At 44.0% G+C, this 13,215-nt stretch carries 9 protein-coding genes; 1 reads left to right on the top strand and 8 read right to left on the bottom strand.

The window, feature by feature from the left end; genetic code table 11:
* Positions 1 to 38: 38 nt before the first annotated feature.
* From IH597_00310 to trmD, 8 genes are all read right to left on the bottom strand, one after another.
* Entirely contained in the window at positions 39 to 884 is an 846-nt protein-coding gene (locus tag IH597_00310; protein ID MBE0660885.1) for a hypothetical protein, read from the bottom strand.
* Positions 868 to 2,091, bottom strand: a complete 1,224-nt coding sequence (locus IH597_00315; GenBank protein ID MBE0660886.1) for an FprA family A-type flavoprotein — start codon at positions 2,089 to 2,091, stop codon at positions 868 to 870. Before IH597_00315 ends, IH597_00310 begins: the two co-directional genes overlap by 17 nt.
* A 211-nt stretch (positions 2,092 to 2,302) precedes the next feature.
* Entirely contained in the window at positions 2,303 to 5,218 is a 2,916-nt protein-coding gene (locus IH597_00320; GenBank protein MBE0660887.1) for a DNA gyrase/topoisomerase IV subunit A, read from the bottom strand.
* Positions 5,219 to 5,257: 39 nt separating this feature from the next.
* On the bottom strand, positions 5,258 to 7,321 hold the full coding sequence (locus IH597_00325) for a BatA domain-containing protein (GenBank protein ID MBE0660888.1): 2,064 nt from the start codon (positions 7,319 to 7,321) through the stop codon (positions 5,258 to 5,260).
* Positions 7,322 to 7,504: 183 nt separating this feature from the next.
* Positions 7,505 to 8,896 (bottom strand): dihydrolipoyl dehydrogenase, encoded by a 1,392-nt coding sequence (gene lpdA, locus IH597_00330; protein MBE0660889.1) that lies wholly within the window; start codon positions 8,894 to 8,896, stop codon positions 7,505 to 7,507.
* 343 nt (positions 8,897 to 9,239) lie between these two features.
* Positions 9,240 to 9,770 carry a DUF5063 domain-containing protein gene (locus tag IH597_00335; protein ID MBE0660890.1) on the bottom strand — a complete coding sequence of 177 codons (531 nt, stop codon included), beginning with the start codon at positions 9,768 to 9,770 and terminating at the stop codon, positions 9,240 to 9,242.
* A 100-nt stretch (positions 9,771 to 9,870) separates the two neighbouring features.
* The gene (gene rplS / locus IH597_00340; protein ID MBE0660891.1) at positions 9,871 to 10,209 is read right to left on the bottom strand and encodes a 50S ribosomal protein L19; all 339 of its coding nucleotides are present in this window, start codon (positions 10,207 to 10,209) and stop codon (positions 9,871 to 9,873) included.
* 430 nt (positions 10,210 to 10,639) lie between these two features.
* On the bottom strand, positions 10,640 to 11,317 hold the full coding sequence (gene trmD, locus IH597_00345) for a tRNA (guanosine(37)-N1)-methyltransferase TrmD (GenBank protein ID MBE0660892.1): 678 nt from the start codon (positions 11,315 to 11,317) through the stop codon (positions 10,640 to 10,642).
* A gap of 158 nt (positions 11,318 to 11,475) precedes the next feature.
* Between trmD and IH597_00350 the strand changes: the two genes are divergently transcribed.
* Entirely contained in the window at positions 11,476 to 13,173 is a 1,698-nt protein-coding gene (locus IH597_00350; protein MBE0660893.1) for a S8 family serine peptidase, read from the top strand.
* Positions 13,174 to 13,215 lie beyond the last annotated feature (42 nt).

The raw sequence follows: 13,215 nt of genomic DNA on the forward strand, positions 1-13,215 counted from the left end.
CTCCGACTTATTTCAGTTATTGCATTGGAAGTTGAGGTTTACTCGATAAACTCAAACCTTTCATCATACGCTTGTTTCAGCATGCGGGTGTTGAAATCATAGCGGAAATAAATGCTGCGCGGTTCGTACGTTGGAACATTGCGGTCAACATAACGGTTCAGAAGATAATCGAAAATGTAACTTGCATACTCAGTACCAGCTGCTTCAGCCATTGTGTAAAGATCATCAACCTGGATAGAATCAACTGAATAACTGTACATGACGTGTCCGGTAAACGGGAAAAAACGGAGCCGGCCATCAAATGCGTCTCTCATGGTCATCTCAGCAAAGGCAACAGCAGTTTTTGGAGCTTCTTCGTTTACACCTGATATTTCGAACCAGGAACTGAGAGAAACCTTGTTCAGATAAAAATCACCAATGTAACTGTATTCAACATCATAGTCAGGATCAAAAAGCAGTTCAACATTTTCCTCGAGCATAAGTTGGGCAACGTTAACAATGTATTTATTGGTAGTATCCTTCAGAAAAATGTCGGCATCAGGTTCAAGATAAACTTTGAGCCCTTTGTTACGCAGGTTCTTGATCAGCGCATTCATATAGGTTTCGAGAAAAATGGAATCAGAAACATTTTGCATGAAAATGCTCCGGGTATAAAGCACTGAGTCAAGTGTAGCATCTTCCATTTGACCGACATCCGCTACTTCATATTTCTTAAGATTGCGCTTGTAAACAAAGTCTGCCGGAATCACCATCACTGTTGTGTTATGACGGTTCTTAAAAAACTCAGTTGCGAGCCGCCTTTCAACACTGCACGAACCTAGTGTAAGAGCAATAAGTATGAACAGGCTTAGGCTAACAAAAATGTTTTTATTCGTCTTTATCATTTTCCAGGATTTTCAGCAATTGGCCACCAAACCTTGTGCCGTACTCAAAAGCTTTTTCAAGTTCCGGTTCATGGGGTGTAAACTTTGTGAAAAACGCTTCGCCCATGTATTTTAGTTTCAGGCTCTCAATATTTGCTGCAATAATTTTTTCGGCTTCGCCACTCCAGCCATACGAACCAAATGAGCCGGCCAGCTTGCCGCGATCGCGAATTGGGTTGATGAGGGCAAAAAGCTGGAATATCTGAAGAAGTATAGTCTGATTGATTGTCGGACTGCCGATGAGCAAACCATTGCAACGGGCAATTTTTTCATCAATGTCGCCAAGCGGCATCATTTCTATATCACATACATCCACTTCAATGTTACCGGCGCTGCGTATGCCATCGGCTATCTTTTCGGCCATGATGCCCGTATTCTGATAAGCTGAAACATAGGGAATGAAAACCCTGTTTTTCTCAGGCAGGCCAATATATTCCTTCGCATAATCTTCTGAAAGCTGAACATATTTTTTCCAGTCCGACCGCAAAATGGGTCCGTGGCCGGTAGCAATAATATTGATGGGCAAGGGACGAATTTTATCAATGGCTTTCAGTATAAACTTGCTATAAGGCTTCAGGATCACATCAAAATAATATTTGAAGGCTTCGTCCCAGTTACCAACCAGATCGTCGAACATGCGCTCATCGCAATAGTGGGCGCCAAAAGAATCGCAGGTAAAAAGTACCTTATCCTCTTCTAGCCAGGTATACATTGAATCAGGCCAATGCAGGTTGGGTGCGCTGATGAATTTAAAGGTTTTTTTGCCGGTGTTTAAAATGTCGCCGTCTTTTACGATCCGATGCCTGAAAGGTTCGCCAAGCATATCGTTCAGGTAGCGGATGGCATTGCCGCTTCCAATCACCGTGGCATCTGGAGCAATGCTGAGCAGATTTTTCAGATTGCCGGAATGATCTGGTTCAGTGTGATTGAGGATAATATACTTTATTTCAGCGGGATCGGTAAGCTTGCGGATTTTTGCCTCGTAAACATCCCAGAATTTTTCCTTGGTGGTTTCGATGATGGTTTTTTCAACATCGTCAACAAAAAAGGAATTATAGGTTGTTCCGTACTTGGTTTCCATCACCACATCAAAAGTCACCAGATCTGGGTCCAGCACGCCTATCCATTTTACATCGGTAGTTAGGTCAAGTATTCTTGTGTTGTCCATGGGGGAGGTTGTTTAGTGGTCGGGTAGTTTATTGGTCAATTAGTTAATTAGTTAGTTTGTTCCGGGTTCAAAGTTCAAAGTTGCTGGTTGCTGGTTACTAGTTGCAGGTTACTGGTTGCTGGTTACCGGTTACTGATCCCTTCGTCCCTCGTCCCTCGACCCCGTCTCTTGTTTCTTGTTTCTTGTCTCTTGTCTCTTGTCTCTTGAACTTCTAGAACTCCAACGTCATCTGTTTGTTGTCTTCTTTTGGCCGGGGTGGAGTGAGCGAAATGTTTTCAGGTAGTTTTGGTTCATCAGCCGGTTTTGGTTCCTCGTCTTTCTTTTCCTGATTTTTGTCTTTGGTTTTTCCGGGTTTCTTTTCTTTAACAACTTCTTTAGGTTCACCCACAACACCAGCCAAACCAATTTCTCCTTCTGATATCAATTTTTCCTCCTCAGCCTTAGCCTTACCCTCCACACCAGCTACTTCCTCCGGCTGTTCTTCCTCCGCCTTAGCCTTAGCCTCACCATCCACATCCACTGTCTGTTCTTCCTCAGCCTTAGCCTCCTCCTCAAATTCACCCGCTACTTCCTCCGGCTGTTCTTCCTCAGCCTCAGCCTCAGCCTTAGCCTCTTCAACAAACCCAACTTTCTTCACAACATGCCTTGATATCCGCTTCCCAATCGCCTTCACTCCCATGACTTCAACAAATTCATTGGCAGCGATCAGTTCATCTTCAAGCAGCTTCGGATTGAGCTTTTTATCAAACTCAACCTGAACCCTTGGTTCTGACCGAAGCGTGAAAGCAACAAGCCTGCTGCCTTCTTCTTCAGGTACGAACAATACTTTTTTGTCGGCCGGTTCAACAATAAAACGTTTGAGGAAATAATTCTGTTTAACACCATTGTAATAAATAACAGTCAGAATTTTTCCATTGTTATGTTTTTCAATATGGGCCAGGTCCTCATCAAAATGCAACGAAAGATCATAACCGGTATGAAGGTATGTTCCTGACGACATGATCGTTAAGATCCGGTCGTCGCTGCCAAATTCACCCAGGTATTTACCACGGGCATCGGTGTTGAGCCTGCGAACCGTATCATCAAACCATATTGAACGGGCGCCGAGGGTTGAAATGCCTTCCTCGGATTTAACAATTTTCTGAACTGGATTGCGGTTCAGGATATTGCCTTTTGAATTTCTGCCCTTGATGGCAAGCGTACTGAAGTCAAACTCAAAACTAAGTTTTTTCAGCTTGGGCTTGGGTTTCAGAAAAACTTTGATCGTTTCTGCTTCGCCATTGGGATTGGCGGTAAAATACAGAACCTTTGAATTCGGCTTGCCTGATGTAAGATCGTATTCTTTATCGCGGGTGATTCCCAATACGGCGAAACGTTTTATAAAAGCATTTCCGTTTTTGCCTTCGCGGTACACCATATTATAAATGGTTCGCTCATCGTTACGCTTGAAAACATCAATATGGATGATGTTCTTGCCCATAAAAACCTTGTCGGCCACTTTGGTTACCAGGAAAGTGCCATCATCACGAAAAGCAATGATGTCGTCAATATCGGAACATTCGCAGACAAACTCATCCTTTTTGAGGCTGCTTCCCGCAAAACCTTCCTCGCGGTTCACATAAAGCTTTTGTGTGGCAGCAGCAACAGCAGCAGCTTCAATTACATCAAAGTTCCTGATCTCGGTCCTGCGTTCCCTGCCTTTGCCGTATTTCTTTAAAATACGTTTGAAATAATCAATGGCAAATTCCACGAGGTTATCAAGCCCATGCTGTACTTCACTGAGTTCATCCTGTAGCCGTTTAATTTCCTCGTCGGCTTTGAATGAATTGTATTTTGAGATCCTCTTGATCTGAATCTCGGTAAGCCGGATGATATCGTTGGTGGTGACTTCCCTGATAAACTGTTTGGTGTGAGGTTTCAGTCCCTTATCAATGGCGTCAATCACTTCCTGCCAGGTTTCACTTTCCTCGATGCGACGGTAAATGCGTTTCTCAATAAAGATTTTTTCCAGCGAAGCAAAATGAAGCTTTTCAAGTAAGTCATCTTTGCGAATCTGCAATTCGCCGCGTAAAAGCGAAAGGGTATTGTTGGTTGAGATTTTCAGTAAATCATTTACCGAAAGGAACTGCGGTTTGCCTTCATAAATCACGCAACTGTTTGTAGAAATAGAAATCTCGCAGGAGGTGAATGCATACAGGGCATCAATGGTTGTATCGGGCGATACACCGGGCTGAAGGTGAATCAGAATTTCTACATTCTCCGATGTATTGTCGTCAATCTTCCTGATTTTGATTTTGCCTTTGTCGTTGGCTGCAATAATGGTATCAATCAGCGAGCCAGTTGTAGTGGCAAAAGGTAGTTCGGTAATGGCCAGGGTTTTCTTATCAATTTTACTGATCCGTGCTCTAACCCTGACCTTTCCTCCCCGCAGGCCTTTGCTATATTTCGAAAAATCAGCCAGTCCGCCTGTCAGAAAATCGGGAAATATTTGAAAATCTTCGCCTTTCAGGATTTTTATGGAAGCATCAATCAGTTCAATGAAATTGTGCGGCAATATTTTTGACGCTAACCCAACCGCGATTCCTTCTACACCACTGGCCAGCAGCAAGGGAAATTTCATCGGTAAAGCAACCGGTTCATTGTTCCTGCCATCGTATGAAGGCTTCCACTTGGTGTTCTTAGGGTTGAACGCCACCTCTAATGCAAACTTCGAAAGACGGGCTTCGATATACCTGGGAGCGGCGGCGCTGTCGCCGGTAAGCACATTTCCCCAGTTTCCCTGGGTGTCAATCATCAATTCTTTCTGACCCATCTGAACCAACGCATCACCAATGGAGGCATCGCCGTGTGGATGGTACTTCATTGTGTGCCCGATGATGTTGGCTACCTTATTGTAGCGTCCGTCTTCGAGTTCGTACATAGCATGTAAAAGCCGCCGTTGAACTGGCTTCAATCCATCCAGTAATTCAGGAACAGCACGCTCAAGGATCACATAGGAAGCATAGTCGAGAAACCAGTTCTCATACATGCCGGTAAGTGGAGTAACACGGTGTAAATCATGCTGCTCAACCGCTTGCGCTTCAGGTTCTGTTGGTTCGTCAGGTATAATTGGCAAATTTTCTTCCATCTTCAAAAATAGTCTCTCGTGTGCTGGGTTCGAACCATATTAGGGCAAAAAGCGAAGCGCGGCGATTTCAGCCAGCAGGAAAAACAGAGCGGCAATAATAAAATACTTCCATAATTGCCTGCCCCTGTTCAGTTCACTGATCACCTGGCCAACGGGCCGCTCACTCTCGCTGATGACTGCAAAATTAGTGATTCCTGTGTTTTCAGCCATATCATAAAGCTCTTCAACGCTTAAATAATCTGGCACGGATTCGCGGCGGTCGTAGTTGAACGAGAGCACGAGTAGCGTATCCTGACCGGCAGTAAGGTGATAATTACCAGCGGTTTTGATGGCGTCAAGCGCAAATAAGTGGGTGTTGTAATTAATGGTGCGATGGCCTGGAATGAACCTAAAGTTCCCATCACTTGCTGAAAGCTGGAAAACCTGATCGCTGCCGGGGCTGAGATTTCCGATGCTCACCGATTCCTGGGTTCCCACCTTGTTGTAAATATCCTGGCGAGGCGTGCTCAGCAAAGCCATTTTATAAAGCGTTGGAACAAAAATGGCATGCACCGGGAAAGTGGTAGCCTCAGTTTCAAGTGATGAAGCCATAATATAAATATTCCCTTCGCCGTAGCTGTCGGCAACAAGGTACGGATCAGCATCCTTCAGGCTTATCAGCGTTTCTATTGATTTACGTGGTGGAAGCACAAATTTATACCTTTTGCTCACCCAGGGCAGGTCCGTGTCAGGACTTAATTCCGTTGGTTTGCCGGCCTGGGTTTCAAAAACATCTTTGAACAACGGATGAAGAATATTGACGTCTGCCATGCGCAAACGGGTCGTATCCTGCCCACCGAAAGTCAGGCTATTCAGGGATCGCAACCAGGAATTGTACGAATCCTGGTCAATACGGGATGAAGGAATAATGAAAAGACTGCCCCCGCTTTCGACAAAGCGGCCAAGTTCAGAGGCAAGACCGCTGGAAATGGTGTTCAAACCGTTCAATATGATCAATTGCTGGCGGTTTAGCTCAGCATAATTAAGCTGCCTGACATTGGTTTCGGTGAAGTTGAAAAGACTGTCATTCCCATACAACGCACGTAAATATGGGCCCGGGCTTTGATCAAAAATACTGAGCACATTGATTGAAGACAGCACCTGGAATGAGAAATATAAGCGATCGTCAAAAGTAACCGGGTAGTCGCTGAGTTCAACAAAACCCTGATGAATGCCTGTTTCGCGGATGGAAAAACTGAGTGAACCGGTTGCACTCTCACGGGGATTGATATCAATGGAAGTCAAAGCCCTTTGTGTTCCGTTCACAATCAGTTTTACAGGAACTTGCTCCCTGGGACTATCGCTGTGGTTTGTGATTGTAACATTCAGCGTAACGATTTGCCCGGGTTGCTGCGCGGGTGTTTCGAACCAGCAGGTATCCACACTCAGGTTGGTTTGGCGAACCGGTTCGAGGTGCAGCATGAAATGCCGCATGTTTGTATCGGGAATCAAGCCTTCAAAAGAAGACACATTTCGCTGAAAATCAGAAATTAGGTAAACCGTTTTGTTGGAACCTGATTCGCTGTTGAGCAAATCATACTGGCGGTTTAAAACATCACGCAAATCCTTTATAGCCGGACTTACATCAACTTCATCAATGAAATCAGCTAACTCATCAGCCGAAAACATGCGGTGATGCACGGCAAGGAAGTCGTTGGTAAGGAAATTGAATTTATCAGAGCGGGAATGGTTGTCTTTGATCGTACGGGCTTTGTTGATGGCTTCGTTGATGAGCAAACCTTCGCGACCTTCGGCTCCCATGCTGAAGGAATTGTCAATATAGATACTGGCGATCCCACCGGAATCAGAAATATTACCTACAGATGTTGGAATAAACGGTTTGGAAAAGGCCAACACAAGCGCGATTATAGCAAGGATGCGGAAAAGCAATGCCAGCCAATGCCTCAGCACCGATTGCCGGCGTGACTGCTGCTTCAACTGTTTCAAAAACCTCACATTGGTGAAATACACCTTTTTGTAACGTTGCAGGTTGAACAGATGAATGATTATGGGAATCGAAATGGCAAACAGTCCCCACAGCATGAATGGATTGGCAAATAACATCAGGTTAAAAAGCTTAGTTCAAAGTTCAAGGTTCAAAGTTCAAGGTTCTGTGTTTCAGGTTTGGTGTTTCAGGTTCGAATTTGAAGGTTCGAATTTGAAGGTTCACTGCGGTGGCTGCTGCTGCCGCTGCTGCTACTGCGAACGGTTCAAGGGTACAGGGACACTGCCTGGTTAAAAGCAATCTTACAAATGGATTACTTCATCATAAGCTGCTGCTGCTGCTTCCATTACAGCTTCCGACATTGTTGGGTGGGGGTGTATGCCTTTGATAAGTTCTTCGGCAGTGGTTTCCAGTTTTCGGGCCATTACCAATTCGGCAATCATTTCGGTTACGTTGTCCCCGATCATGTGTGCCCCCAGCAATTCTCCGTATTTGGCGTCAAATATGAGTTTTACAAATCCATCCTTATTGCCAGCTGCGCTTGCTTTACCCGAAGCCGAATAAGGAAATTTGCCAATTTTCAATTCATAACCTGCATCACGTGCAGCTCGTTCAGTCATTCCAACAGAGGCTACTTCCGGATTTGTGTAGGTACATCCGGGAACATTGCCATAATCAATGGGTTCAGGGTTCTTACCTGCAATGGCTTCCACACAAATAATACCTTCATGTGAAGCCAGGTGCGCAAGTGCAGGCCCATGAACAATATCACCAATCGCATAATAGCCCTCAACATTGGTTTGGTAATAATGATCAACTTTTACCTTGCCTTTTTCTTGTTCAATGCCTGTTTCTTCCAGTCCCAACCCTTCAATATTGGGCGCAATACCAACGGCTGACAAAACTATTTCGGCTTCAATGGTTTCTTTTCCTTTCTTTGTTTTTACCTGAACCTTGCATAGTTTGCCTTTCGTATCCACCGATTCTACTGTTGAATCGGTCATGACCGTAATACCTTGTTTTTTGAAACTGCGGCCAAGTTGCTTCGAAACTTCCTCGTCTTCAACAGGCAAAATATTAGGCATGTATTCAATGAGCGTAACCTTGGTACCGATACTATTGTAAAAAAACGCAAACTCCGAACCGATAGCTCCTGAGCCAACAATGACCATACTTTCGGGTTGTTTGTCGAGGGTCATTGCTTTACGATAACCAATTACTTTTTTTCCATCTTGCTCCAATCCCTTGAGTTCACGGCTACGGGCGCCGGTGGCCAAGATTATATGACTTGCCGTGTATTCACTGATTGATCCGTCTTCGGCAGTAACTTCAACCGTCTTACCCGGCTTGATCTTGCCGGTTCCTGCAATATGCTCAATTTTATTTTTTTTAAAAAGGTATTGAATTCCTTTGCTCATGCCTGCTGCAACTTCGCGGCTGCGTTTCACCATTGAGGAAAAATCGGCTACTGGTTCTTCTTTTAGGGTCACACCATAATCGGCTGCGTGTTTCATATAGTTGAATACCTGCGCGCTTTTCAGCAGGGCTTTGGTTGGGATACAACCCCAGTTGAGACACACACCACCGAGTTCGGCTTTTTCAACTACAGCGGTTTTCAAACCCAGTTGCGATGCCCTGATAGCGGCAACATAACCTCCCGGGCCACTTCCTATAACTATTAAATCGAAATTCATGATAAAGATATTTTGAGTGAGTTTGCGAAATTAAGAATTTTGAGGGATAACAAGCTACCAATAGGAATTGTTTGTGCTGATGAGGGATGCAAAATTGAGAATGGGAAATTGAGAAATACGTCTATTACAAAAAGCCTTTTTGCCCCTAAATCCCCTAAAGGGGACTTTCACAAACCGCTTACTTTCAGCGTTTCTCGTTGAAGAGACAGGGACTAAATAAGATAAAAATCAGCAGTTTATGACTTTTAAAAATGGCTCCTAATTAATAACTGATAGTTGAGTACCTGACCACTTAGAAGTCCATGGAGTAATAGAAAAGTTGAAATTTGTGCAAAATGGGCATTTAATATACTTCTTCTGACTCAATATCCCTGCGATGCAATAAAAAATGAAGATGTGTCTGGCACCTGAGTACCCGATGCCCCCAATGTGATTTGAATAAACGACCTACTTCATGTATTGCATTTTCGCGGGCGGCATGCATTTCCTTGCTGTACAAAAGCACAAAATCTTTCATATCCTGATATATATCTGCAAGGTTCTCAGCCAGACTTAGTTTTACCGGTTCGAAAAACTCATCTTTTGGATCGCAATGATTAAACAAGTCGTCCTCACCAAATAATTCCCTCAGTTCGTTAAACACTATCTGCCATTGTTCTTCAGTCACATAGCGTTCATTTGCTTCAGGGAATTCAACTTCAATCTGTGGCATCAGCGCTCCTTTGATGTAAAGCAATGGGAAGACTTTCAAAAGGTAATTGTACACATCGGTTTTTTGGTACTTGCATGCCTTCTCCATAAAAATGCAATACTCATTGGCCACTGTAAACATATCAAGCGCTGTTTGGCTATAAACCGGTTCAGATGAAGTCATAGGAAATCTGTTTTTATTTTTTCGACATTAAAATTACGTAAAATGTGCGCTCAAAAAAAAAAGTCCCGGTAAAGGGACTTCTGATATCAAAAGCTGAAATCTAGTATTTTTTTTCCTTGATGCGCGCTTTTTTACCTTTGAGCTTGCGCAGGTAGAAAATGCGTGCCCGGCGAACGACACCACGTTTGTTGATGTCAACTTTATCAATAAACGGTGAATTTTCCGGGAAAATCCTTTCCACACCAACGCTTCCGGAGACCTTGCGAACCGTAAAACTTGCGGTGAGACCAGTTCCTGAACGTTGTAAAACAACACCCTGGAATTGCTGGATACGTTCTTTATCGCCTTCTTTAATTTTATAGTGAACCGTTACGGTATCTCCTGCCTTAAAGTTTGGAAGCTCTTTTTGTGGAACCAGTGTTTCTTCAACAAACTTCATTAATTCGCTCTTATTCATCACAATAGGTATTTGGAATGGGTGTAATCAAAAATGAGTGCAAATATACGTCAATATTTTTTTCAAAAACAAACTCGGTTCGCAAAAAAGTTGGAAAAGGCTCGGAGTTCAAAGTTCCGGGTTCAATGTTCAAAGTTTTGAGTCCCGGTCACAGTGCTTATCGAAGTGACAGGTTTCGTGTTCGATGTTCGGCGTTTCGAGTTTCATGTTCCCTATTCCGGGTGTTCCAAAACTCCATTACTCCAGTTATTGAACAATGTCAATCCCCCTGACCCCCTTCTCCAAGGGGGACTCGCTTTTCGCAAATCTATTTGTAACATCTCCACATCCCATCACTCCTTTACTCCAGTACTCCAGTACTCCCAAACACTCAACCAATTAACAAATTGACAAATTAACCACTCCATACAATCTACTCCTCCAGCAAGCCCGGCCGCCTCTCCCCTGTTCGTTTCAAGGCTTGCTCAAGCCGCCATTGATTGATGAGTGCCTCATTGCCTGAAAGCAGAACATCCGGAACTTTATTGCCTCGGAAATCAGCTGGACGTGTATAAACAGGTGGTGAGAGCAAATTGTCCTGAAAAGAGTCGGACAATGCGGATGTTTCATCATTCAGCACTCCGGGAATGAGTCTTATCAAACTATCGCAAATCACTGCAGCGGCCAACTCGCCACCAGAGAGAACATAATTGCCTACCGAAATCTCACGGGTAATGTAGTGTTCACGGATGCGCTCGTCAACGCCTTTGTAATGGCCACAAAGGAGAATTATATTTTCAAGCAACGAAAGACGATTGGCTTCAGGCTGGCTAAATAAAACACCGTCAGGCGTCAGGAAGATGATTTCGTCGTAATTGCGTTCCTGTTTCAACTTATCAATGCAATCTGCTATCGGTTGGGCCATAATTACCATTCCGCTTCCGCCACCAAAAGCATAATCATCAACATTGCGATGTTTGGATTGAGAAAAATCGCGAAGGTTATGAAAATAGATTTCGACAAGTTTCTTTTCTTTTGCCCTTTTTATAATTGAGTGATCAAAAGGGCCCGAAAACATCTCAGGGAAAATGGTCAGGATATCAATGCGCATCGTACGAAATGGTTAAGCAACTGGATCGCAAAAATACTGCTAATTATCTGACCACTGTTTGCTTATTACACATTCTCCCGATTAAGTGGCGTTCGCATATAAAATCGTACTTTTGTATTCCTTTCAATAAGTTAGAGAATTCCGTCAAAAACACACGCATGAAACAATTACTGTTTACCCTCTTTTTTATCAGTCTTGCTATTCTAACATCTGGGCAACCTTTGGGTCCGGGATATGTAATCCACTTTACTGATAAAAACAACTCTCCGTATACAATCGCGAACCCATCAGAGTTTCTGAGTGAGGCAGCCATTGACCGCAGGAACAGGCAAAACATCCCGATCCAGATGGATGACATTCCTGTAAACCAAACATATCTGCAGGCAATTACCACCCCGGGAGCACAAATCGCTGCAGTTTCCCGCTGGTTCAATACGGCTGCTGTTTGGATCCAAAACCCCAATATCATACCCGGTTTACAAGCCTTGCCCTTTGTTTCGGCGGTGGTTCCAATGAATGGGAATGGCAGTGTCAAAAGCAAGTCCAACTGGAAAAGTAAACCGTTTTTTGAGAATGAAATGTATGATTTGTCATTTGTTCAGAACAGTTCCAAAGCACTAATGACTGACTATTATAATTATGGATCAGCCTCCAACCAGATACAGATGGTAAATGGTCAGCATCTGCACAACCAGGGTTATCGCGGGCAGGGAATTGCCATTGCAGTGTTGGATGCAGGATTCAGCAATGTGGATATTATTCCCGCTTTTGACAGTTTGCGGGCACATGGCCGTATTCTTGGAGCCCTCGATTTTGTGCAGCCAGGCAACAATGTTTATCAATCATCCATACACTCTCATGGCACCATGGTACTTTCTACGATGGGAGCCAATTTGCCAGGCTTAATGGTGGGAACCGCGCCGGAAGCATCTTATTGGCTGTTAAGGACTGAAGATGCAAATGGCCCTCCCGGAAATTCAGAATACCTCATGGAAGAATATTTCTGGGTTGCCGGTGCAGAATTTGCTGATAGTGTTGGCGTTTGGGTTATCAATTCATCGCTGGGGTATTATGAATTTGATGATCCTGCGCAAAACCACACATACGCAGATATGGATGGTAATTCTACACCTATAACTATGTGTGCCAACCGCGCTGCAAGCAAAGGGATTTTCGTGGTGAACAGCGCCGGCAATGAAGGTAGTAGTGCCTGGCAATATATTATTGCACCTTCTGATGGTAATCAGGTTATGGCTGTTGGAGCTGTTAATGCATCAGGAAACTATGCCGGCTTTAGCTCAATAGGCCCAAGCGCTGATGGCAGGGTGAAACCTGATATTGCTGCCCAAGGTTCAGGTACTGCGATTGTAGGCTCAAACGGTAACGTCAGCAATGGCAGCGGCACTTCATTCTCCTCGCCGGTGCTGGCAGGAATGGCCGCCTGTTTATGGCAAAGTAATATGAATTTAAATCGTGTTAACGTGTATGAAGCCATTGTACAAAGCGGTTCGCAGTATCAAAACCCCGATTTCCTGCTTGGTTATGGTATTCCTGATTTTGAGCAGGCGCAGTTATTGATGAATTCAATTGAGATGCTGCCAGGCAGGAAACATTTAATCAATGTTTACCCAAACCCATCTTCCACTTTCATAAGAATTGAATGTAACCAACCAGAGAGTGCGATCCATCGCATTGTAATCAGCGATATCTCAGGAAAGGCTTTAATAATTGAGGATTATTCACAGACAAATAAAGTAACTGTAGAATATGGTTTGACTGAGCTGCCGGCCGGTCTTTACCTCCTGAGGGTTGATTTAGACTCGGGTCCCGAAACCATCAAACTAATCAGGTTCTGAAATTGCAGAACTTAATGGAAGAACTGATATTTTGAACTGGGA

The organism is Bacteroidales bacterium (assembly GCA_014860575.1).
Taxonomy (GTDB): Bacteria; Bacteroidota; Bacteroidia; order Bacteroidales; family JAAYJT01; genus JAAYJT01.

Coding starts and splice junctions, on each gene's coding strand:
- IH597_00310 (MBE0660885.1), bottom strand. CDS start 884: ATGATAAAGACGAATAAAAACATTTTTGTTAGCCTAAGCCTGTTCATA.
- IH597_00315 (MBE0660886.1), bottom strand. CDS start 2,091: ATGGACAACACAAGAATACTTGACCTAACTACCGATGTAAAATGGATA.
- IH597_00320 (MBE0660887.1), bottom strand. CDS start 5,218: ATGGAAGAAAATTTGCCAATTATACCTGACGAACCAACAGAACCTGAA.
- IH597_00325 (MBE0660888.1), bottom strand. CDS start 7,321: ATGTTATTTGCCAATCCATTCATGCTGTGGGGACTGTTTGCCATTTCG.
- lpdA (MBE0660889.1), bottom strand. CDS start 8,896: ATGAATTTCGATTTAATAGTTATAGGAAGTGGCCCGGGAGGTTATGTT.
- IH597_00335 (MBE0660890.1), bottom strand. CDS start 9,770: ATGACTTCATCTGAACCGGTTTATAGCCAAACAGCGCTTGATATGTTT.
- rplS (MBE0660891.1), bottom strand. CDS start 10,209: ATGAAGTTTGTTGAAGAAACACTGGTTCCACAAAAAGAGCTTCCAAAC.
- trmD (MBE0660892.1), bottom strand. CDS start 11,317: ATGCGCATTGATATCCTGACCATTTTCCCTGAGATGTTTTCGGGCCCT.
- IH597_00350 (MBE0660893.1), top strand. CDS start 11,476: ATGAAACAATTACTGTTTACCCTCTTTTTTATCAGTCTTGCTATTCTA.